The organism is Roseovarius nitratireducens, assembly GCF_002925845.1.
Lineage (GTDB): Bacteria > Pseudomonadota > Alphaproteobacteria > Rhodobacterales > Rhodobacteraceae > Roseovarius > Roseovarius nitratireducens.
In genome coordinates this window covers 48003-68280 of sequence record NZ_PDNI01000023.1, presented here as the reverse complement: position 1 = coordinate 68280, position 20278 = coordinate 48003, and the positions used below count along the sequence as shown (strand labels likewise).

Here is a 20278-nt window from a genome sequence, read left to right as displayed (position 1 = left end):
GGGCCTGTCAATGGGCGGGGGCGGCGCAGGGATCGAGCAGGGTGCGCCCGCCATCCATCGTCATGATTTGCCCGGTCATGAAGCCCGACCCGTTGGAGGCGAGGTATTGCACCGCCTCGGCCAGTTCGGTGGCAGAGGCGATGCGCCCGAGCGGGGTGTGATCCTCGATATCCTCGCGGTAGGCGCCGTGCTCGCGCAGCGTGTCCTTGAGCGAGGCGCTCATCACCGAGCCGAAGGCCACCGCGTTGACGCGGATGCGGTGCGGTGCGAGCGCCACGGCGAGGCTGCGCGTCATCTGGTCGAGCGCGGCGGACGAGATCGAGTAGGCCATGAGATCGGGATGGGTGCGGCGCGCGGCGATGGACGAGAGATTGACGATCGCGCCCGCCGCGCCCTTGTCGCTGCCCTTGGCCTGCTTGATCATGCGCCGCGCGACCAGCTGGCTCATCCGCAGGGCTGTCATCAGGTTCTGTTGCAGGAGCGTTTCCACCCCGTCATCGTCGGGGTTGAGCGGGTCGGAGGCGACGACCTGCCGGCAGGCATTGATGAGGATGTCCACCTCCTCGAAGGCGTCGAGCGTGGCCGAGAGCAGATTGGCCTGCGTCAGTTTCTGGCGCATGTCGCCGGCGAAGAAGCGGATGTTGTCGCTCTCGGCGAGGCTGCCCAGCTCGTTCTTCAGGCGCGCCTCGTCCTTGTCGGCGAACATGACGTTGGCGCCCTTGTCGGCGAAGTGCCGCCCGATAGCGAGGCCGATGCCATTGGCGGCACCGGTGACGATGGCGGTCTTGCCGGAGATGGAGAAGGACATCGGCACGGGCCTTTCGGGATGGTCTGCCGGGCGGGAGACTAGGTTATTTCAGCGCCGCTGGCGAGAGGGGTGGGAGGCGTGGAGGATCTTGAAGCGGGTGTCGCCTGCCGCCTCTTCGACGCGTTTGAAATGCTGCGCGAGCGTGGTCTCGTAGGGCAGGTGGCGGTTGGCCACGAGCCACAGCGCGCCCGCCGGTTTCAGCATCATTGCGGCGGCGGCGATGAAGGCGCGCCCGATGCCGGGGTCGGCGTTGCGCCCGGTGTGGAAGGGCGGATTCATGATCACGGTGTTGGCGGGCGTGTCGGGGCGCCACGCGGTGGCGTCGGCCCAGTGGAAATGCGCGCGCGCATCGGTGATGTTGGTGCGCGCGCAGTCGAGCGCGTCGTGGTCAGCCTCGACGAGGTCGAGATGCTCGATGCTGTCGCGCGAGAGCGCGCGGGCTGAGAGGTAGCCCCAGCCAGCCCCGAGGTCGATCACGCGGGCCCCGAGGGTGGCGGGCAGGGTGTCGGCCAGCGCGCGCGAGCCCGGGTCGATCCCGTCGGCGGAGAAGCTGCCCGGCGCGGTGATGAACCCGCCCTCGATTCGGCGCGGCCCTTCGGGCTGCCAGTCGGCGAGGTCGGCGCCGGGGGCGAGGGTGAAGAGCTTGCCGTGGGCCTTGGAGAGCGGCGCGCCGGGGGTGGCGCGAGCGTGCGCGCGCAGGGCGCGCAGCATCGATTCGATCCCGTCGGTCTTGTCCCCGTCGATGATCACCGGCCCGTCGGTGCAGGCGGCGGCCTGCGCCACCATGGCCTGCGCCAGCGCCCGGGCGCGGGGCATGCAGACGAGGGCGGCGGCGTAGCGGCCCGAGGGCGCGGTGGCGCGGTCGAACCCCTGCGCGCTGAAATGGTCGAAATCGGGGCGCAGCGTGGTGATGACCTGCACCCGGTCGTGCGGCAGGGCGGAGAGGTCCGCGCCCGCGCGCGGCCCGAACACGGCGATGCGTCCGGCGCCCGGCAGGGTGACATGGCCGCCCCCGAGGGCAAGCGTCAGGCGGGTGGCGAGGCCCACGCTATTCCTTTTCCATTGTGCATTGCAGCGGGTGCTGGTGGCGGCGGGCGAAATCCATCACCTGCGCGACCTTGGTTTCTGCGATCTCGTGGCTGAACACGCCAACGACGGCCACCCCCTTCTTGTGGACGGTGAGCATGATCTCGAACGCCTGCGCGTGGGACATGCCGAAGAACCGTTCGAGCACCGCGACGACGAATTCCATTGGCGTGTAATCATCGTTGAGCAGCAGCACCTTGTAGAGCGGCGGGCGTTTGGTCTTGGCACGGGTCTTGGTGACGACCGCGCTGTCGGGGTCGTCGTCGTCGGAACCGGTCATGGTGGTGATCGGGACGTGTGCTGACATGCTGCGCGCTCTTGGCCGTAAGGGTTGGGTCGGTTGCGTATCGGAGGCATTCGCGCCTCGGCCCTTCTATATAACTGATGGCGGCCCCGAGAAAAGGGGGGTGCGCCCGCGCGGATCAATTCGCCGAAGTGCTGCGTCCGGCGATGAGCGCGGTAAGTTCGTCCGCTGCCGCGGTGACCGCCGCGCCGAAGGCGGGGAGCCGGTCGTCGGAAAAGCGCGAGGACGGCCCCGAGATCGAGATGCCGGCGCAGGGCTCGCCGCGCCCGTCGAGGATGGCGGCGCCGATGCAGGACATGCCCTCGTAGCGCTCGTCGCGGTCGAAGGACCATCCGCGCGCGCGGGTGGCGTCGAGATCGGCCATGAGGCTGGCGAGGCTGACATGGGTGCGCGCGGTAAAGCCGGTGAGCCCGGTGGTGGGCAGCAGGCGGGCGCGGCGATCCTCGGGGAGGGCGGCGAGGATCGCCTTGCCGGTGCCCGAGGCGTGCATCGGCGTGCGCGAGCCGGGCGGAAAGAAGGCGCGGATCGGGTTGCCGGTCTCGATCTGGCCGATGAATACCACCTCGGAGCCGTCGGGCACGGCGAGGTTGGCGGTCTCGCCGGTTTCCTCCATCAGTCGCCGCATCACCGGGCGGCCCATGTCGGCGAGACCCGCGCGCTTGAGGTAGGCGACGCCGGTGCGGTAGGCCTCCAGCCCCACGGACCAGTCCTGCCGCTCTTCGTCGAAGCGGACGAAATCGCGCCCCTGGAGGGTGGTCAGGATGCGGTGGGTGGTGGCAGGCGGAATGTCGAGCGCGCGGGCGAGGTCGGTCAGGCTCGCGCCGTCGCGGCGGGCCACCTCGGCGAGCAGGCCGAGCGCGCGGTCGAGCGCCTGAAGCGTGCCGGTGCTCTTGTCGGTGAAGGCCGAGCGGGGGCGGCCGCGGGGGCGGGGGGATTTGGTCATGGGCGGCGGCGTGCAAGCACGCCTCGATTCCGCGCAGACGAGATACGTTCGTTGGCCTTGAGGTTCATGACTGTTCTCGGCTTGTCGTCGCGTTCGTGATGAGCATAGGAATAATGAAAAATATTTCCAAGAGCTTTCCTATTTGTGGAGTTGGAAAATTCAAAGCTTTTTGAATTCAGCTAGTTACAAATTTTCCAACGTAAATGAAAAAGTTTTTCAGAAAAATTGCAATTCGGCACCCTTCGCGCCATGATGGCGTATCGCTAGGAGGACAGTGCCATGTCAGACCAGAACCCGGTTTTCATTCCCGGCCCGACCAACATCCCCGACCGGCTGCGCCGCGCCATGCAGGTGCAGACGATGGACCACCGCTCGCCCGCCTTCGCGGCGGCGCTGGCCCCCGTGCGCGAGGGCTGCAAGCGGGTGTTCGGCACGCAGGATGGAGAGATCGTGATCTTTCCCGCCTCGGGCACCGGCGGCTGGGAAGCCGCGATCACCAACACGCTGAGCCCCGGCGACACGGTGCTGGTGGCGCGCTACGGCATGTTCAGCCATCGCTGGATCGACATGTGCCAGCGCCACGGGCTGGACGTGCGGATCATCGAGTGCCCGTGGGGCAGCGGCGCGCCTGCCGAGCGCTTTGCCGAGGCGCTGCGCGCGGACGAAGGCCACGAGATCAAGGCCGTGCTGGTCACCCATAACGAGACCGCGACCGGCGTCAAATCCGATATCGCTGCCGTGCGCGCGGCGATGGACGGGGCAGAGCACCCGGCGCTGTTGATGGTGGATTGCGTGAGTTCATTGGCCTCGATGCCGTTCGAGATGGACGGTTGGGGCGTGGACCTGGCCGTGTCGGGCTCGCAAAAGGGGTTCATGCTGATGACCGGCATGGCCATCGTGGCGGTGAGCGCCAAGGCGCTGAAGGCCGTGGAGAGCGCGACGCTGCCGCGCACCTATTTCGATTTCCGCGACATGCTGGGGGCTTATGCCAGCGGCGGTTTTCCCTACACGCCGCCCTTGCAGTTGATCTTTGGCATGGATGAAAGCCTGAAGATGCTGTTCGAGGAGGGGCTGGAGAATGTCTATGCCCGCCACACCCGGCTGGCCGAGGGGGTGCGGCGCGCGGTAGCGGCCTGGGGGCTGCGGCTCGTGGCGCAATCGCCCGATCTCTATTCGGATACGGTGAGCGCCATCTACGTGCCCGATGGATTTGACAGCAACGCGCTGGTGAACCACGCTTTTGCCACCTACGGGATGAGCTTTGGCATCGGTCTGGGCGAAATGAACGGTCGCGCCTTTCGCATCGGCCACCTGGGCAGCCTGACGGATGCGATGGTGCTGTCGGGGCTGGCCACGATCGAGATGGCGATGGCCGACCTGGACTATCCGATCACGCTGGGCAGCGGGGTGGCGGCCGCGCAGGCGCATTACCGTGCGACCGCAGGCGCGCAGCGCTCGCGGGCCGCTTGAAAAAGGAGACCGACATGCTGGACCACAAGGAGCGCACCGCCGCCGATCTGACGATCGACGATGTGATGGCCGCGCGCGAGCGGATCGCGCCCTATATCCACCGCACGCCGGTGCTGACGTCGTCGTTCCTCAACGAGCTGACCGGGGCGGAACTCTACTTCAAGTGCGAGAATTTCCAGAAGGCGGGCGCGTTCAAGGTGCGCGGTGCGTCGAACGCGGTGTTTGGCCTCGACGACGCGCAGGCCGCGCGCGGGGTGGCGACGCATTCGAGCGGCAACCACGCGCTGAGCCTGAGCTATGCCGCCGGGCGGCGGGGTATCCCGTGTCACGTGGTGATGCCGCGCACGGCGCCGCAGGCCAAGAAGGACGCGGTGCGGGGGTACGGCGGGGTCATCACCGAATGCGAGCCCTCGACCACGAGCCGCGAGGCGGTGTTTGCCGAGGTGCAGGCGGCGACCGGGGCGGAATTCGTGCATCCCTATAACGACCCGCGGGTGATCGCTGGGCAGGCGACGTGTTCGGCCGAGCTGATCGAGCAGGTCGAGGGGCTGGACGCGGTGATCGCGCCCATCGGTGGCGGCGGCATGGTGTCGGGCTGCTGCCTGACGCTGTCGAACCTTGCGCCCGATGTGCAGATATATGCCGCCGAGCCGGAGCAGGCGGACGATGCCGCGCGCAGCTTCAAGGCCGGGCACATCATCGCCGATGACGCGCCGGATACGGTGGCCGACGGGCTGAAGGTGCCGCTGAAGGACAACACCTGGCATTTCGTGAGCCGTCACGTCACCGACATCCTGACAGCGAGCGAGGACGAGATCGTGGACGCGATGAAACTGACATGGGCGCGGATGAAGATCGTGATGGAGGCAAGCAGCGCGGTGCCGCTGGCGACGGTCCTGAAGAACCGCGAGGTATTCGCGGGCCGTCGCGTGGGCGTCATCATCACCGGCGGCAATGTCGATCTCGACCGCCTGCCGTGGATCAAGTGAGCGGAGGCCGGGCGCGGCCCGGGCCACAAGCATAACCGGAGGATACCAATGAAAGACGCGATCAATCTCGACGATTTCGAAGTGGGCTATGACATCCCCGCCCTGCCGGGCATGAGTGAGGCCGACATCCAGACGCCGTGCCTCGTGCTCGATCTGGACGCGCTGGAACGCAACATCAAGAAGATGGGCGACTGGGCCCGCGCGCATGGCGTGCGGCACCGGGTGCATGGCAAGATGCACAAATCGGTGGACGTGGCGAAGCTACAGGAAAGCCTTGGCGGGGCCTGCGGCGTCTGCTGCCAGAAGGTCAGCGAGGCGGAGGTATTCGCCCGCGGCGGGATCAAGGATGTGCTGGTCTCCAACCAGGTGCGCGACGCGGCCAAGATCGACCGGCTGGCGCGGATGCCCAAACTGGGCGCGCGCACGATCTGCTGCGTGGACGACCTGGCCAACGTGGCCGACCTGTCGGCGGCGGCGCAAAAGCACGGCACCGAGATCGAGTGCCTGGTGGAAATCGACTGCGGCGCCGGGCGTTGCGGGGTGACCACGACACCCGAGGTGGTGGAAATTGCCAAGGCCATCGACGCCGCGCCGGGGCTGAAATTTGCCGGGTTGCAGGCCTACCAGGGCGCGATGCAGCACATGGACAAGTACGAGGACCGCAAGGCGAAGATCGACGTTGCCGTCGCGCAGGTGCGCGATGCCGTCGAGGGGCTGAAGGCCGAGGGGCTGGAGTGCGACATCGTCGGCGGCGGCGGCACCGGCAGCTATTATTTCGAGGGCACCTCGGGCGTCTATAACGAGCTTCAATGCGGCTCTTATGCCTTTATGGATGCCGATTATGGCCGCATCCTGGACAAGGACGGCAACCGCATCGACCAGGGCGAGTGGGAGAACGCGCTGTTCATCCTGACGAGCGTCATGAGCCATGCCAAGGCGGACAAGGCCATCGTCGATGCGGGGCTCAAGGCGCAGTCCGTGGACAGCGGATTGCCGGTGATCTTTGGCCGCACGGACGTCGAATACGTCAAGTGCTCGGACGAGCATGGCGTGGTGGCGGACCCGCAGGGCGTGCTGAAGGTCAACGACAAGCTGCGGCTGGTGCCCGGCCATTGCGACCCGACCTGCAATGTCCATGACTGGTACGTGGGCGTGCGCGCCGGCAAGGTGGAAACCGTCTGGCCGGTCTCGGCCCGTGGCCGCGCGTATTGAGGGGCGGCATGATGGACAGCCAGATCGAGACCCAGGGCATCGTCATCGTTGGAGAGGATATCTGCGAGCAGGTCATCAGCCGCGCCGATGCGTTTGCGGCGGTGGAGCAGGTCTTTGCCGCGATGGCGCGCGGGGACGCCTATAACTTTCCCGTGGTGCGCGAGGCGATCGGGCACGCGGATGCGCTCTATGGGTTCAAGAGCGGGTTTGACCGGGCCGGGTTGGTGCTTGGCCTAAAGGCCGGGGGCTATTGGCCGGGCAATGCAGCGAAGGGGCTGACCAACCACCAATCCACGGTGTGCCTGTTCGATCCCGATACCGGGCGGCTGTCGGCGCTGGTGGGGGGCAATTACCTCACCGCGCTGCGCACTGCGGCGTCCTCGTCGGTGTCGATCGCGCACCTGGCGCGCAGGGATGCGCGCGTGCTGGGCATGGTCGGCGCGGGGCATCAATCCACCTTCCAGTTGCGCGCCGCCGCCGAGCAGCGCGATTTCGAGAAGGTGGTGGCGTGGAACCCGCATCCCGAGATGCTGCCGCGTCTTCAGGCGGTGGCCGATGAGCTGGGCCTGGCGTTCGAGGGGGTGAGCCCGGAGGAGCTGGGCGCGCAGGCGGATGTCATCATCACCATCACCAGCGCGTTTGAGCCGCTCATCATGGCGGACTGGATCCGGCCCGGCACGCATATCGCCTGCATGGGCACCGACACCAAGGGCAAGCAGGAGGTGGACCCCGCGCTACTGGCCCGCGCCCGCGTCTTTACCGACGAGGTGGCGCAATCGGTGAGCATCGGCGAGGTGCAGCACGCGGTGGCGCAGGGGCTGATCGGCGAGGGCGACATCACGCCTGTCGGCGCGGTCATCAACGGCGATCATGCCGGGCGCGATTCGCAGGATGCGATCACGCTGTTCGACGGCACCGGTGTCGGCTTGCAGGACCTGGCCGTGGCGTCGGTCGCCGCAAGGCTGGCGCGCGAGCGGGGGCTGGGAGAGGTCGTGCGGCTGGGCTGAGGCGGTTCAGGCGCCGTCTTGCCCCGGCACGAGGCACAGCTCTTCGAGCCGGGGGCGATACTTGCGGCTTACAGGCACGCGGTCGCCATTGGCGAGCGTGACGTGGAGCTTGCCCCCCTCGGTCGTATGGCCGGTGACTGCCGCGCGGGCCACCCAATGCGAGCGGTGGGTGCACATCCCGTCGACCGGCTCCATCTCGTCGATGGCGTCCGACAGGCGCAGGCGCAGCGTGGTGGCACCATGATCGGTGACCACCTCGACGGTATGATCGCGACCCGTCAGGCGCAGCACGCTGGCCTCTTGCAAGGATTCGGGGAGGCGGCGCATCAGGCGCGGGCGCGGCGGGTCGGGCGCGCGATCGACCCCGGTCAGTTGCCGCCGCAGGAAGAAGATCGGCGCGACGAAAATCCCGGTGTTGATCCAGATCGAGGTGATGGCGAGATCGGCCTGGGTGAGCACCGGATCTAGCCCCGCGCGCAGCATGTAGATGAGCGGCGCGAGCAGGGTCGTGATGACGAGCGATGCCTTGAGGTCGATCCAGAGCGGATGCCAGCCTCGGCAGACGGTCAGGAAGGCCGCGCTCACGACTGCGCCGATGACGAGGCCGGAGGTGACGATCGTGCCCCAGTAGACCAGCCGCAGCCCGAATCCCATGGTCTGGAAAGTCCCGAACGGCCCCGCCACCACCGCCACGAGGCAGCCGATCAGCCAGATCGAGATCGTGATGCGGGAGGTAAAGGCGGCGGCAACCTCGGACATGTGCCGTTGGAACTCGGACCAGATCAACTCGATACCTTTGGCAGTTCGTGCATAGCGTGTATCTAGCAGGCGAATTTCACGAGGCCAAGCTTGCGTTGGGGGCGAATGGTCGCAAGGATGCAGTTCTGAACGGGAGAAGATCATGAAAAAGGACGCCGCGCTCTCTCCGCAGGTGGCGACGCGCATCCACGAGAGCTTTGCCGCGCAGGCGATGATGGCGACGCTGGGCGCGCGGTTGGTGGATGTGGGCCCGGGGCGGGTGCGGATCGAGGCGCCGATCCTGCCGGGCAGCCGTCAGCAGCACGGTTTCGCCCATGCCGGGCTGAGCTTTGCCATCGGCGACAGCGCAGCGGGCTATGCCGCGCTGAGCGTGATGCCCGAGGGCTACGAGGTGCTGACCACGGAGATGAAGATTCACCTGCTCGCGCCGGCGAAGGGCGAGTTGCTGGTGGCCGAGGGGCGGGTGCTGCGCCCGGGGCGGAGGCTGGTGATCGTGGAGGCGGATATCCACGCGCTGGAGGACGGGCGCGAGGCGCATGTCGCGCGGCTGATGGGGACGATGATCCCGCTCGCGCCGTGAGACGGGGGATTGGCCCGGAGAGGGGGCGCGTCCGTCGAACCCGGTGCCTTTGGTGCGACGGGGCGGGCTGGCGGCGCGTGAACGCCCTGATCCGGGATGGCGCTCAGCCATCGGCGCGCTGTGCCACGAGGTCGAACGATACCTCCACCTCGAAGCCAAGCTGTCCCGGGTCCTGCGCGCCCTCGCCGATCCCGAAATCGCGCCGGTCCACAATCAGCCCCCCCGAGGCGCGGGCGGTGTCATCCTCGATATCGAGGGTGAACGGCATCTCGACCGGTACGGTCTGGCCCTTGATGGTGAGCGTGCCGCGCGCGACGTGGCCGTCGCCCTGGGCTACGAGATCGGCGGCGAAGGTGGCGGTGGGGTGCGCGTCGGCGTTGAAGAAATCGCGGCCCATCGCCTGTTTGGTCACCGAGCCGAGTGTGAGCGACGGGATCGCCACCACAACCTCTGCGGTGCCGTGGCGGCCCTCGGCATCGGCGGTCTCGGCATAGGCGATATCGGCGGTCCACTCGGCGAAGCTGCCCGTGACCTGCGATCCCATCTGCCGGATCGCGATTTCGAGGCTGCCCTCCTGTACCTGCCAGTCGCTTTCCACGGCGGCGAGCGCGGGGGCAGCGCCGACGCCGGGTTTCTCGAACCAGCCGAGGGCACCTGCGCCGCCCACAACGCCGGCCCAGACCGCGAGCGCGGCGACCAGCGGCAGCGTGTGCCCGGGCTGGTGCGCGGTGGGCTGGGCCGAGATGTCCCCGGGCAGCATCCGGCGCAGCGTGGCGTCGCCATCGACGAGGTGATGCTTGAGCGCGCCTGCCACATGCGCGGCGAGCGCCGCTGCGAGCACGAGGATGAACAGAAAGTGCAGCGTGGCAGCGATTTCCGAGACCGCTTCGGATTTGGGTACGAAGGGCAGGTTCTGTCCGAACGGCCACCAGATCGGCGCGAAGCCCGTGGTGGCCGCGTGATACACCCAGCCCGATAGTGGCACCGCGACGAGCGAGCCGTAGAGCAGCCAGTGGGCCGTCTCGGCGGCCCATGCCTCTAGCGGGCGGTGGCCGTTCAGCAGCCCCGGCTTGGTCTGGGTCAGCGCCCAGAGGATGCGCGCCAGCGCCACGAAGAAGACGGTGACGCCAGTGGTCTTGTGGATCGAGAAGAGGAGCGCGGCGCGCGCCACCTGTGCCTCGGTGCCGCCTGTCGTGGCGATTTCTTCGGCTATCTGCGCGGCAAACCAGCCCAGCGGCAGGTTGGTGAGGATCAACAGCGCCGTCAGCCAGTGAAAAGACTTGGTGATGGCGCCGTATGTGGTGGCGGAACTGGCGATCGGCATGGGGTGATCCTCTTGCGGTTGCGCGCCAATCTAGCGATCGCCGTGCCCCCGTCCATCGCCGCCTGCGCACAGGTTGCGTGCGGCTGGGCACGCGCGGGCTTTGGCGTTGCCACGCGCGGCGCGGCGATGTATCGGGGGGCGATTTTTCACGGGGAGGTGAACAGATGAGCCTGGCATTCGTATTTCCGGGGCAGGGCGCACAGGTGATCGGCATGGGGCGCGATCTCGCCGCTGCCTATCCGGCGGCGCGGGCCGTGTTCGACGAGGTGGACGAGGCGCTGGGAGAGAAGCTGTCGGCGCTGGTCTGGGAGGGTGAGCAGGACGCGCTGACGCTCACGCAGAACGCGCAGCCCGCGCTGATGGCCACCTCGCTCGCCGCGATGCGCGCGCTCGAGGCCGAGGGGGTGACGCCCGGTGCCGCCACCTTCGTCGCCGGGCATTCGCTGGGGGAATATTCCGCGCTCGCCGCCGCGGGCGCGCTGGGCGTGGCCGATTGCGCGCGGCTGTTGCGCATCCGGGGTCGCGCCATGCAGGAGGCGGTGCCGGTGGGCGTGGGCGCGATGGCCGCCCTTCTGGGTCTCGATTTCGACACCGCGCGCGCGGTGGCCGAGGAGGCGGCGCAGGGCGAGGTCTGCCAGGCTGCCAACGACAACGACCCGGGGCAGGTGGTGGTCTCTGGCCACAAGGCGGCGGTGGAACGCGCGGTGGAGATCGCCAAGGCCAGAGGCGCGAAGCGCGCGGTGCTATTGCCGGTGAGCGCGCCGTTTCATTGTGCGCTGATGCAGCCCGCTGCCGACGTGATGGCCGCCGCGCTGGCCGAGGTCGAGATCACCGCCCCCGCCGTGCCGCTGGTGGCCAATGTGCGGGCCCGCGCGGTCACCGACCCGGCGGAAATCCGCGCGCTGCTGGTCGAGCAGGTCACCGGCTCTGTGCGCTGGCGCGAATCGGTGCAATTCATGGGCGGCGCGGGTGTGACCGGGATTTGGGAGATCGGTGCGGGCAAGGCGCTGTCGGGTATGGTGCGTCGCATCGACCGCGCCATCGCCTGCCGCGCCATCGCCACGCCTGCAGAGGCGCAGGACGCCGCCGCGTCGCTCGGCTGAGCCGCGCATCACAGTTTGGAGAGGTCATCATGTTCGATCTGACGGGAAAATCCGCGCTCATCACCGGCGCGTCGGGCGGTATCGGGGCCGCCATCGCGCGGGCGCTGCACGGGGCGGGGGCCAGTGTGGGGCTGTCGGGCACGCGCACGGCCCCGCTCGAGGCGCTGGCCGAAGAGCTGGGAGCGCGCGCGCATGTGCTGCCGTGCAACCTCGGCGATGCGGAAGCGGTCGAGGCGCTGCCCAAGCAGGCCATTGCCGAGATGGGCAGCCTCGACATCCTGGTGAACAATGCCGGGATCACCCGTGATCAACTGTTCATGCGGATGTCGGACGATGACTGGTCCGAGGTGCTGAACGTCAACCTTACCTCGGCGATGCGGCTGTGCCGGGCCGCCGTGCGCCCGATGATGAAGGCGCGCTGGGGCCGGATCGTCAATATCGGCTCGGTCGTGGGGTCGATCGGCAACCCGGGCCAAGTGAACTATTCCGCTGCCAAGGCGGGGCTGGAGGGCATGACCAAGTCGATCGCCCACGAGGTGGCCACCCGCGGCATCACCGCCAACGTGGTGTCGCCGGGCTTCATCGCGACGCCGATGACCGACAAGCTCACCGACGATCAGAAGGCCGCGCTTTTTGCCAAGATCCCGGCCGGGCGCATGGGCACGCCCGAGGAGGTCGCCACAGCCGCGCTCTACCTCGCGAGCCCGGGGGCGGGCTATGTCACCGGCACGGTGCTGCACGTCAATGGCGGGCTGGCGATGATCTGAGCCGGGCGATTTTTCGCCTTTGCCGGGTGCGGTGAAATCATTTGCCATTGCCCTCACCTGTGCTATAGGCCACGCAGCTTTTCCGGAGGAGGCGCGGTTTCCCCCGGTGGCCTGACCGCATCCCCAATGGATCGCACCGGCAGGCAGCGCCGCCCGCGACGGGCATCATCGACAGCCATCCCCGAGGGGGCTGGGGCAGACCAAGGGGCGGAGACGCCCGACACAGAATGAGGAACGAGACATGAGCGATATCGCTGACCGCGTGAAGAAGATCGTGGTGGAACATCTGGGCGTCGAGGAAGACAAGGTCGTGGACAAGGCGTCCTTCATCGACGATCTGGGCGCAGACAGTCTCGACACGGTCGAACTGGTGATGGCGTTCGAAGAGGAATTCGGCATCGAGATCCCCGACGACGCGGCCGACACCATTCAGACGGTCGGCGACGCGGTGAAATTCATCACCGAAGCGTCCTGAACCATAGCCGCTTGCGGCGCGCCTGGGGGCCCTGCCGGATGGCGGGGCCTTTCGCGTTTCGGACAGGGGGCGCTGCCCCCGTCGCGCCGTGGGCGCGACTCCCCCGGAATATTTCGGGCAAGGTGAAGCCGCAGGGTGCGCGCACGGCGGGAAATGGTGCTATCATGCCGGTATGAGACCAGCGGCGCGCGGGCGAAACGGGCTATGAAATGCCTGACCCGGTATGTCTGCCGGTCACTGCTTTGAGGACTTCGGCAATGATCATCTATCCGACTCTGGAACTCATGGACGGCAAATGCGTGAGCCTCACGCGCGGGCGGCTCGACGAGCCCGTGCTGTGGCATGTCGACCCGGTCGAGACCGCGCGCGGATTCGCGCGGGCGGGGGCCGAATGGATGCACCTGACGGACATGGAGGGGCTGAAGGGCGGCGACGCCAACAACGCGCTGATCGAGGAGATCATCCGCGCCGCCGGTATCCCCGTTCAGCTTGGCGGCGGGTTTCGCACGCGCGACTCGGTGACCGGCTGGATCGACCGCGGCGCGGGGCGGATCGTGGTCGGCACGCTGGCGGTGCAGGACCCAGATTGCGTGCGCGAACTGGCCAAGTATCACCCCGATCAAATCGTGGTGGCGGTGGATGTCTTCCAGGGGCAGCTCATGACGCATGGTTGGCAAAGCCCGTGCGCGATCAGCGCCGAGGATTTCATCGCCGCTTTCGACAACGCGCCGCTGGCCGCGATCCTGATCACCGATATCGACGCCGATATCGAGGACAGCGATGGCAGTCTCGGGGTGATTTCCGGCCTCGCGTCCAGAACGCGTCACCCGGTGATCGCGCGCGGCACCGTGCGCAGCGTCGATGACGTGGCGCGGCTCAAGTATATTCCCAACATATCCGGCACGCTGATCGGTCGCGCGCTGATGGCGCGCGATATCGATCTGGGCGAGGTGCTGGCGCTTGCGCGGCCGACCGCCGAGCCGACCGCCGAGTTTCTCTGACGCCGCGAACCGGGCGCGGGCGCGCGCCCGCGCCCTTGCCCCGCCGCCCCAAGCCGGGGTAAGAGCGGCGGGAAGTGAAGCAGTGAAAGGTCAGCATCATGCGGCGTGTCGTTGTCACGGGGCTGGGGCTTGTGACCCCGCTCGCCGATGGGGTCGAGGAAAGCTGGAGCCGTCTTCTGGACGGTCAGTCGGGCGCGGGGACGATCACCCGGTTCGACCCGGCGAACGTGCTTACCAAGTATGCCTGCGAAGTGCCCTATGGCGATGGCAGCGACGGCACGTTCGATCCTGACCGCTACATGGAGGCCAAGGAGCGGCGCAAGGTCGATCACTTCATCCTCTTTGGCATGGCCGCCGCGCAGCAGGCGGTTGAGGATGCGGGCTGGACGCCGGAGGATGTTGAAAGCCTCGAGCGTACCGGCGTGATGATGGGGTCTGGGATCGGCGGGCTGCGCTCGATCGAGGAGACCACGCTCATCATCCGCGACAAGGGGGTGCGGCGGGTCTCTCCCTTCTTCATTCCCGGCGCGCTGATCAACCTCATCTCCGGGCAGATCAGCATCCGCTACGGCTTCAGGGGGCCCAACCACTCGGTCGTGACCGCCTGCGCCACCGGTGCCCATGCCATCGGCGACGCCGCGCGGCTCATCATGTTCGGCGATGCCGACGTGATGGTGGCGGGCGGGGCCGAGGCGGCGATCTGCGAGATCGGGATCGCCGGGTTCAACGCTTGCAAGGCGCTCTCGACCAAGCGGGCGGACGACCCCAAGGCCGCGAGCCGCCCGTATGATGCCGAGCGCGATGGCTTTGTCATGGGCGAGGGTGCGGGGGCCGTCGTGGTCGAGGAATACGAGCACGCCAAGGCGCGCGGTGCCAAGATCTATGCCGAGATCCTGGGCTATGGTCTGTCGGGCGATGCCTATCACATCACCGCGCCGTCGGAGGATGGCGACGGCGGCCTGCGTGCCATGCGCGCGGCGTTGCGCAATGCCGGGCTGGAGCCTGCGGCGGTGGATTACGTCAACGCGCACGGCACCTCGACCATGGCTGACACGATCGAATTGAAGGCGGTCGAGACGCTATTGGGCGACGCGGCGGGCAAGGCCACGATGAGCTCGACGAAATCCGCCACCGGCCATCTGCTTGGCGCGGCGGGCGCGATCGAGGCGATCTTCTCGATTCTCGCGGTGCGTGATCAGGTGGCCCCGCCGACGATCAACCTCGACAATCCGGCGGCGGCGACACCGATTGATCTGGCTCCCAATGCCAAGCGCGAGCGCCGGATCGACGTGGCGCTGTCCAACAGCTTTGGCTTTGGCGGCACCAATGCCGCGCTGCTGGTGGGGAAACCGCGCTGATGTGGCGCCACATCGCTTCGAACTTGCTGACACTGCTGGTGGTGATGGTGTTCCTGCTGGGGGGGATCATTCTGTGGGGACAGTCGCAATACACCGCGACCGGACCCCTGAAAGATGCGATCTGCCTGCGCGTACCGCCCGGCACCACCATGCGCGGCGTGTCGCGCGACCTCGAGTCCGAGGGCGCGGTGACAAGCGGCACGATCTTTCGCGTGGGCGCCGATTACGCGGGGCGCGAGGACGACCTGAAGGCCGGAAGCTGGCTCATCCCCGAGGGTGCGAGCATGGCCGAGATTACCGACCTTGTAACCCGGGGCGGGGCGAGCACCTGCGGAACCGAGGTGGTCTGGCGCATCGGCGTGACGGATACCGAGACGCTGGTGCGCGTACTCGACCCGGCGACCGCCGAATTCGTCGAGCGTGCACGCTTCGATCCGGCGCAGGAGGAGGCCCTCCCCGAGATATACGTGACCATGCGCGACCGCGCCGATACCCGCTATCGGATTACCTTTGCCGAGGGCATCACGAGCTGGCAGGCGGTGGAAGGGCTGAAAGCCGTGGACGTGCTGACGGGCGAGGTGGCGGAGGTGCCGACCGAGGGCAGCCTGGCCCCGGACAGTTACGAGGTGAGCGCGGGCGACACGCGCGAAAGAGTGATCGCGCGAATGACGCAGGCGCAGGAGGCGATCCTTGCCGCCGCGTGGGAGGGACGCGCCGACGGGCTGCCGCTGGAGAGCGCCGAGGAGGCGCTGATCCTCGCGTCGATCATCGAGAAGGAGACCGCGGTCGCGGATGAGCGGGGCCGCGTGGCGAGCGTATTTGTCAACCGGCTGCGGCGGGGGATGCGATTGCAGACCGACCCGACGGTGATTTACGGCATTACCGAAGGCCGCGGCGTGCTGGGACGTGGCATCCGGCAGAGCGAGCTGCGCGGCGAGACGCCTTGGAACACCTACGTGATCGACGGGTTGCCACCCACGCCGATCGCCAATCCCGGCCGCGCCAGCATCGAGGCAGCGGTCAACCCGGCAGACACCGAATACGCCTATTTCGTCGCCGATGGCAGCGGCGGTCACGCCTTTGCCGAGACGCTGGCCGAGCATAACCGCAACGTCGCCCGCTGGCGCGAGATCGAGGCCGAGCGCACGGAGAACTAGCTTATCAAAGGGGAGTGCCGGAACGCGCGGCGCGTGTCGCGCAGAGGGCGCGTGTTTGCCGTGACCGATGCCCGTGTGTCGGGCGTATTCGTCCCCGTTCAGCCAGCGGCGGTGTTGCGGTTGGCGGGCTTGGTGGCCTGGTGGCGTCCGGCGTTGGCGTCGATGAATTCGAGCACCAGCGGGCGGATGTTGTTGCGCCAGGAGCGGCCCGCGAAAATGCCGTAATGGCCGGCTTCGGGTTCGAGGTAGCTGGCTTTCATGCTGTCGGGCAGCCCGGTGCACAGATCGAGCGCGGCGACGCACTGGCCGGGGGCCGAGATATCGTCCTTGCCGCCCTCGACGGTCTTGACCGCGACATCGGTGATCTTGCCGATATCGACGTGGTGGCCGTTCACGGTGAACCGGTTCTGCGCGATCTCCAACCCCTTGAAGATGCGCTCGACGGTGGACAGGTAGAATTCAGCGGTCATGTCCATCACCGAGAGATACTCGTCGTAGAAGCGGTTATGGGGGTCGTTGTCGCTGGCATCGCCCTGCGCCACGCGCAGGATCTGGTCGGTGAAGGCCTGGGCGTGGCGCTCTGAGTTCATGGAGATGAAGGAGGCGAGTTGCAAAAGGCCCGGATACACCAGCCGCCCGACGCCCTTGTGGAGGAAGCCGACGCGCTGGATCATCAGCTCTTCGAGCTGGCCCATGGTCACGCGGCGGCCGAAATCGGTGACGTCGGTGGCGGCGGCGTCGGGATCGACCGGCCCGCCGATGAGCGTCAGGGTGCGTGGCTGTGCCTCGGGCTCGATCTCGGCGAGGTAGGCGGTGGCGGCGAGCGCCAGCGGGGCGGGCTGGCAGACCGCGATCACGTTGATCTCGGGGCCCAGCTCCTTCATGAAATCGACAAGGTAGAGCGTGTAGTCCTCGACATCGAACTTTCCCTCGGACACCGGGATGTCGCGCGCATTATGCCAGTCGGTGACATAGACCTCGCAATTGACGATCAGCGATTTGACGGTCGAGCGCAGCAGCGTGGCGTAGTGGCCAGACATGGGCGCCACCAAGAGCACCTTGCGCGGCTGTTCGGCGCGGCCCGAGACGTTGAAATGGATGAGATCGCCAAACGGGCGCGACACCACCGTTTCGATGTTGACGAGGTGGTCCCTTCCGTCCTCGCAGGTGAAGGTGCGGATGCCCCAGTCGGGCTTGGCCACCATGCGCTCGAAGGTGCGTTCGGTGACCTGTCCCCATGCCGACATCCATTGAAAGGCGGGGTTTGGCAACATGCTGAAAAGCGGATAGGATGCGAAGGAGAGGGCGGAGGCACCAAACCATTGATTGGCGTTGCGGAAAGATTCCATCAGGTCGTAGGTGGACATCTGGCGCATTGTCTTCTCCTTTCGCGGGAAGCTGAGGGCGATCGACGCGGGCAGCTTCGCATTTGCGAAACGGTATGCTGCATGGCAGAAATTGTTAAGGGGAAATGTTCAAAATGACAACGCAAGACGATGTCGCAGGCGCAAACATCGAGAAACTCAACGAAAATCTTGCGAAGGTCGAACAGTTGTCGCAGCGGTTGATCCAGGCACTGGCCGCCCGAAACCCCGCGAATCCCACGCTGAACACCCCGTCGCAGGAGCTTTTCACCACGGCCGCGACGTCCTACTGGGCCGAGATGCTGGAGAATCCCGGCAAGCTCTATGAGCAGCAGCTCGAATACTGGGGCAAGTCCGTGCACCATTTCCTCGACGCGCAGCAGACGATGCTGCGCGGCGGTGACGAGGACGAGGCGGAGGATGCGCCCGACCCGCTCGCCGGGGACAAGCGGTTCGCCAACCCGCTGTGGGACAGCCATCCGTATTTCAAATACGTCAAGCGGCAATACACGCTCAACACGCAGGCGATCGAGAAGGCGCTTGCGGAGATCGACGAGAACCTGCCGGAGAAGGAACGCAAGCGGCTCGGTTATTTCGCGCACCAGATAATCGACTTGATGTCGCCGACCAATTTCCTCGGCACCAACCCCGACGCGCTGGAACGCGCGCTGGCGACCGAGGGCGAGAGCCTGGTGAAGGGGCTGGAGAACCTGATCGCCGACCTGGAGGCCAACGATGGCGAGATGGTTGTGCGGCTGGCCGACGACAAGGCGTTCGAACTGGGCGAGAACATCGCCACCACGCCGGGCGAGGTGGTCTATCGCAACCGGATGATGGAGCTGATCCAGTACGCGCCCGCGACCGAGGAGGTCCACGCCACGCCGCTGGTGATCTTTCCGCCGTGGATCAACAAGTTCTACATCATGGATCTCAAGCCCGAGAACAGCCTGATCCGGTGGATCACCGAGCAGGGCTATACGTTGTTCGTGGTGAGCTGGGTCAACGCGGATGCCAGCCATGCCGAGGTGGGCCTCGAGGAGTATATCGAGGAGGGGTACCTGACCGCGATCCGCGAGATCAAGGCGATCACCGGCGAGAAACAGGTCAACGCCGTGGGCTACTGCATCGCGGGGACCACGCTACACCTCGCGCTGGCGCTGATGGCCAAGCGCGGCGACAAGTCGGTGAAATCGGCCACGTTCTTTACCGCGCTCACGGATTTTGCCGAGCAGGGGGAATTCACCCCGTTCCTGCAGGACGATTTCATCGACGGGATCGATGCGGAGGTGACCGCGCAGGGTGTACTGCGCTCGTTCATCATGGGGCGGACCATGTCGTTCCTGCGCTCGCGCGACCTGATCTATCAGCCCGCGGTGCGCAAATACATGATGGGCGAGGCGCCGCCCGCGTTTGATCTGCTCTACTGGAACGGCGACGGGGCCAACCTGCCGGGCCGGATGACGATGCAGTACCTGCGGGGCCTGTGCCAGCGCAACGAATTCGTCGAGGACGGATTCGAGCTGTGCGGCGAGCGGCTGCATATCCGCGACGTGAAAATCCCGCTGATGTCCGTGACCTGCGAGACCGACCACATCGCTGCGTGGAAGGATTGCTATCGCGGTTTTCAGCAGACCGGATCGAAGAACCGCACCTTTATCGTCTCGGAATCGGGCCATATCGCCGGGATCGTCAACCCGCCCGCCAAGAAGAAATACGGCCATTACACCAATGACGACCTGAGCGGCACGGCGGACGAGTGGATGGCGGGCGCCACGCGGCACGATGGATCGTGGTGGCCGCGCTGGGAGGCGTGGCTGAAGAAACGATCGGGCAAGATGGTCCCGGCGCGCGAGCCTGGCGACGCCGAGCACCCGCCGCTTGCCCCTGCGCCCGGCACCTACGTGCGCAAGAAGGCGACCACCTGACGCGGCGCGAGGCGCCTTTCGCGAATTTCTTTGCTGCAGTGCAGAAAAAACTTGAAATGCTGCAGTGCAGCAAGTATATTCCTGTCAGTAGCAAAGAAGCGGCCCCCCCGCTGTAACCGAAAGGACGAGACAATGACCAAGACCACTGATTTCACCGCGATGTTCAAAGACGTCATGGGCAACTTTCCCGTTGACTCCAAGGCCATGGAAGATGCGTTCAAGAGCCAGGCGGCCCTGAACGAGAAGCTGTCGGGCGTTGCCCTGTCGGCTGCCGAGAAGTCGACCGAGATCTCCAACAAGTGGACCAAGGAGACGCTCTCCAAGCTTAACGAGATGTCGAAAGCCAAGACCGAGCCCGCCGACTACGCCAAGGCCATGACCGATTTCGCGTCGGCCAATGCCGAAGTCGCCGCCGAGCACATGGCTGCCTTCGCCGAAGTGGCCAAGAAGGTGCAGATGGAAACCGTCGAACTGCTGCTCGCCTCGGGCAAGACCATGCAGGAAGACGCCGCTGCCGCCGTCAAGAAGGCCAGCGACGACGTGACCGCCGCCACCAAGAAAGCCGCCACGTCCAAGTAAGGCGCGAGCGAACAGCAGGACGCGTCTCATCCCCTCCCAAGCGGGACGCGCTTTTGCCGGGCGAGCC

20 protein-coding genes are annotated in these 20278 nt (G+C 66.7%); 13 read left to right on the top strand and 7 right to left on the bottom strand.

Annotated elements, in window-relative coordinates; all coding sequences use genetic code 11:
• Positions 1-7: 7 nt before the first annotated feature.
• From CRJ03_RS04150 to CRJ03_RS04135, 4 genes are all read right to left on the bottom strand, one after another.
• Positions 8-808, bottom strand: coding sequence for an SDR family NAD(P)-dependent oxidoreductase (locus CRJ03_RS04150; protein ID WP_104017652.1), 801 nt, complete (start codon positions 806-808; stop codon positions 8-10).
• A 48-nt stretch (positions 809-856) separates the two neighbouring features.
• Entirely contained in the window at positions 857-1855 is a 999-nt protein-coding gene (locus tag CRJ03_RS04145) for a class I SAM-dependent methyltransferase (protein WP_104017651.1), read from the bottom strand.
• Position 1856: 1 nt separating this feature from the next.
• Positions 1857-2201 (bottom strand): ATP-dependent Clp protease adapter ClpS, encoded by a 345-nt coding sequence (gene clpS / locus CRJ03_RS04140; RefSeq protein WP_104017650.1) that lies wholly within the window; start codon positions 2199-2201, stop codon positions 1857-1859.
• A gap of 115 nt (positions 2202-2316) precedes the next feature.
• Positions 2317-3141, bottom strand: coding sequence for an IclR family transcriptional regulator (locus CRJ03_RS04135; protein WP_104017649.1), 825 nt, complete (start codon positions 3139-3141; stop codon positions 2317-2319).
• Between the two features lie 279 nt (positions 3142-3420).
• On the opposite strand from CRJ03_RS04135, the gene bhcA reads away from it, so the two are divergent.
• Genes bhcA through bhcD form a run of 4 tightly spaced genes read left to right on the top strand, consistent with a single transcriptional unit; the run spans position 3421 to position 7819 of the window.
• Positions 3421-4611, top strand: a complete 1191-nt coding sequence (gene bhcA / locus CRJ03_RS04130; RefSeq protein WP_104017648.1) for an L-aspartate--glyoxylate aminotransferase BhcA — start codon at positions 3421-3423, stop codon at positions 4609-4611.
• Positions 4612-4625: 14 nt separating this feature from the next.
• On the top strand, positions 4626-5600 hold the full coding sequence (gene bhcB, locus CRJ03_RS04125; RefSeq protein ID WP_104017647.1) for a beta-hydroxyaspartate dehydratase BhcB: 975 nt from the start codon (positions 4626-4628) through the stop codon (positions 5598-5600).
• Positions 5601-5648: 48 nt separating this feature from the next.
• The gene (bhcC, locus tag CRJ03_RS04120) at positions 5649-6812 is read left to right on the top strand and encodes a 3-hydroxy-D-aspartate aldolase BhcC (protein WP_104017646.1); all 1164 of its coding nucleotides are present in this window, start codon (positions 5649-5651) and stop codon (positions 6810-6812) included.
• Positions 6813-6850: 38 nt separating this feature from the next.
• The gene (gene bhcD / locus CRJ03_RS04115) at positions 6851-7819 is read left to right on the top strand and encodes an iminosuccinate reductase BhcD (protein WP_500690880.1); all 969 of its coding nucleotides are present in this window, start codon (positions 6851-6853) and stop codon (positions 7817-7819) included.
• A 6-nt stretch (positions 7820-7825) separates the two neighbouring features.
• Here bhcD and CRJ03_RS04110 read toward each other — a convergent pair whose 3' ends face one another.
• Positions 7826-8578: a LytTR family DNA-binding domain-containing protein gene (locus tag CRJ03_RS04110; RefSeq protein WP_206018293.1), complete on the bottom strand. Its 753-nt coding sequence runs from the start codon at positions 8576-8578 to the stop codon at positions 7826-7828.
• Between the two features lie 142 nt (positions 8579-8720).
• Here CRJ03_RS04110 and CRJ03_RS04105 point away from each other — a divergent pair, with 142 nt between their 5' ends.
• Positions 8721-9158: a PaaI family thioesterase gene (locus CRJ03_RS04105; RefSeq protein WP_104017643.1), complete on the top strand. Its 438-nt coding sequence runs from the start codon at positions 8721-8723 to the stop codon at positions 9156-9158.
• A gap of 103 nt (positions 9159-9261) precedes the next feature.
• On the opposite strand, the gene CRJ03_RS04100 is transcribed toward CRJ03_RS04105, so the two are convergent.
• On the bottom strand, positions 9262-10482 hold the full coding sequence (locus CRJ03_RS04100; protein WP_104017642.1) for a cytochrome b/b6 domain-containing protein: 1221 nt from the start codon (positions 10480-10482) through the stop codon (positions 9262-9264).
• 164 nt (positions 10483-10646) lie between these two features.
• On the opposite strand from CRJ03_RS04100, the gene fabD reads away from it, so the two are divergent.
• From fabD to mltG, 6 genes are all read left to right on the top strand, one after another.
• Positions 10647-11585 (top strand): ACP S-malonyltransferase, encoded by a 939-nt coding sequence (fabD, locus tag CRJ03_RS04095; protein WP_104017641.1) that lies wholly within the window; start codon positions 10647-10649, stop codon positions 11583-11585.
• 29 nt (positions 11586-11614) lie between these two features.
• A complete protein-coding gene (fabG, locus tag CRJ03_RS04090) occupies positions 11615-12352 on the top strand; it encodes a 3-oxoacyl-[acyl-carrier-protein] reductase (protein ID WP_104017640.1) in 738 nt (245 codons plus the stop codon).
• A 241-nt stretch (positions 12353-12593) separates the two neighbouring features.
• Positions 12594-12827 carry an acyl carrier protein gene (locus CRJ03_RS04085; protein ID WP_104017639.1) on the top strand — a complete coding sequence of 78 codons (234 nt, stop codon included), beginning with the start codon at positions 12594-12596 and terminating at the stop codon, positions 12825-12827.
• 257 nt (positions 12828-13084) lie between these two features.
• Complete coding sequence (locus CRJ03_RS04080; protein ID WP_104017638.1) at positions 13085-13828, top strand: 1-(5-phosphoribosyl)-5-[(5-phosphoribosylamino)methylideneamino] imidazole-4-carboxamide isomerase; 744 nt, start codon at positions 13085-13087, stop codon at positions 13826-13828.
• A 98-nt stretch (positions 13829-13926) separates the two neighbouring features.
• Positions 13927-15186, top strand: a complete 1260-nt coding sequence (fabF, locus tag CRJ03_RS04075; RefSeq protein ID WP_104017637.1) for a beta-ketoacyl-ACP synthase II — start codon at positions 13927-13929, stop codon at positions 15184-15186.
• Entirely contained in the window at positions 15186-16343 is a 1158-nt protein-coding gene (mltG, locus tag CRJ03_RS04070; RefSeq protein WP_104017636.1) for an endolytic transglycosylase MltG, read from the top strand. Before fabF ends, mltG begins: the two co-directional genes overlap by 1 nt.
• Before the next feature lie 98 nt (positions 16344-16441).
• Here mltG and phaZ read toward each other — a convergent pair whose 3' ends face one another.
• On the bottom strand, positions 16442-17719 hold the full coding sequence (gene phaZ, locus CRJ03_RS04065; RefSeq protein ID WP_104017635.1) for a polyhydroxyalkanoate depolymerase: 1278 nt from the start codon (positions 17717-17719) through the stop codon (positions 16442-16444).
• 104 nt (positions 17720-17823) lie between these two features.
• Here phaZ and CRJ03_RS04060 point away from each other — a divergent pair, with 104 nt between their 5' ends.
• Positions 17824-19632, top strand: coding sequence for a PHA/PHB synthase family protein (locus CRJ03_RS04060; protein WP_104017717.1), 1809 nt, complete (start codon positions 17824-17826; stop codon positions 19630-19632).
• Positions 19633-19764: 132 nt separating this feature from the next.
• Positions 19765-20211 (top strand): phasin family protein, encoded by a 447-nt coding sequence (locus CRJ03_RS04055; RefSeq protein WP_104017634.1) that lies wholly within the window; start codon positions 19765-19767, stop codon positions 20209-20211.
• Positions 20212-20278: the final 67 nt, after the last annotated feature.

What these genes read in the sequence shown, in the direction of transcription:
- CRJ03_RS04150 (WP_104017652.1), bottom strand. Translation starts at nt 808, where the DNA reads ATGTCCTTCTCCATCTCCGGCAAGACCGCCATCGTCACCGGTGCCGCC.
- clpS (WP_104017650.1), bottom strand. Translation starts at nt 2,201, where the DNA reads ATGTCAGCACACGTCCCGATCACCACCATGACCGGTTCCGACGACGAC.
- CRJ03_RS04135 (WP_104017649.1), bottom strand. Translation starts at nt 3,141, where the DNA reads ATGACCAAATCCCCCCGCCCCCGCGGCCGCCCCCGCTCGGCCTTCACC.
- bhcA (WP_104017648.1), top strand. Translation starts at nt 3,421, where the DNA reads ATGTCAGACCAGAACCCGGTTTTCATTCCCGGCCCGACCAACATCCCC.
- bhcB (WP_104017647.1), top strand. Translation starts at nt 4,626, where the DNA reads ATGCTGGACCACAAGGAGCGCACCGCCGCCGATCTGACGATCGACGAT.
- bhcC (WP_104017646.1), top strand. Translation starts at nt 5,649, where the DNA reads ATGAAAGACGCGATCAATCTCGACGATTTCGAAGTGGGCTATGACATC.
- CRJ03_RS04110 (WP_206018293.1), bottom strand. Translation starts at nt 8,578, where the DNA reads ATGTCCGAGGTTGCCGCCGCCTTTACCTCCCGCATCACGATCTCGATC.
- CRJ03_RS04105 (WP_104017643.1), top strand. Translation starts at nt 8,721, where the DNA reads ATGAAAAAGGACGCCGCGCTCTCTCCGCAGGTGGCGACGCGCATCCAC.
- CRJ03_RS04100 (WP_104017642.1), bottom strand. Translation starts at nt 10,482, where the DNA reads ATGCCGATCGCCAGTTCCGCCACCACATACGGCGCCATCACCAAGTCT.
- fabD (WP_104017641.1), top strand. Translation starts at nt 10,647, where the DNA reads ATGAGCCTGGCATTCGTATTTCCGGGGCAGGGCGCACAGGTGATCGGC.
- fabG (WP_104017640.1), top strand. Translation starts at nt 11,615, where the DNA reads ATGTTCGATCTGACGGGAAAATCCGCGCTCATCACCGGCGCGTCGGGC.
- CRJ03_RS04085 (WP_104017639.1), top strand. Translation starts at nt 12,594, where the DNA reads ATGAGCGATATCGCTGACCGCGTGAAGAAGATCGTGGTGGAACATCTG.
- CRJ03_RS04080 (WP_104017638.1), top strand. Translation starts at nt 13,085, where the DNA reads ATGATCATCTATCCGACTCTGGAACTCATGGACGGCAAATGCGTGAGC.
- fabF (WP_104017637.1), top strand. Translation starts at nt 13,927, where the DNA reads ATGCGGCGTGTCGTTGTCACGGGGCTGGGGCTTGTGACCCCGCTCGCC.
- mltG (WP_104017636.1), top strand. Translation starts at nt 15,186, where the DNA reads ATGTGGCGCCACATCGCTTCGAACTTGCTGACACTGCTGGTGGTGATG.
- phaZ (WP_104017635.1), bottom strand. Translation starts at nt 17,719, where the DNA reads ATGCGCCAGATGTCCACCTACGACCTGATGGAATCTTTCCGCAACGCC.
- CRJ03_RS04060 (WP_104017717.1), top strand. Translation starts at nt 17,824, where the DNA reads ATGACAACGCAAGACGATGTCGCAGGCGCAAACATCGAGAAACTCAAC.
- CRJ03_RS04055 (WP_104017634.1), top strand. Translation starts at nt 19,765, where the DNA reads ATGACCAAGACCACTGATTTCACCGCGATGTTCAAAGACGTCATGGGC.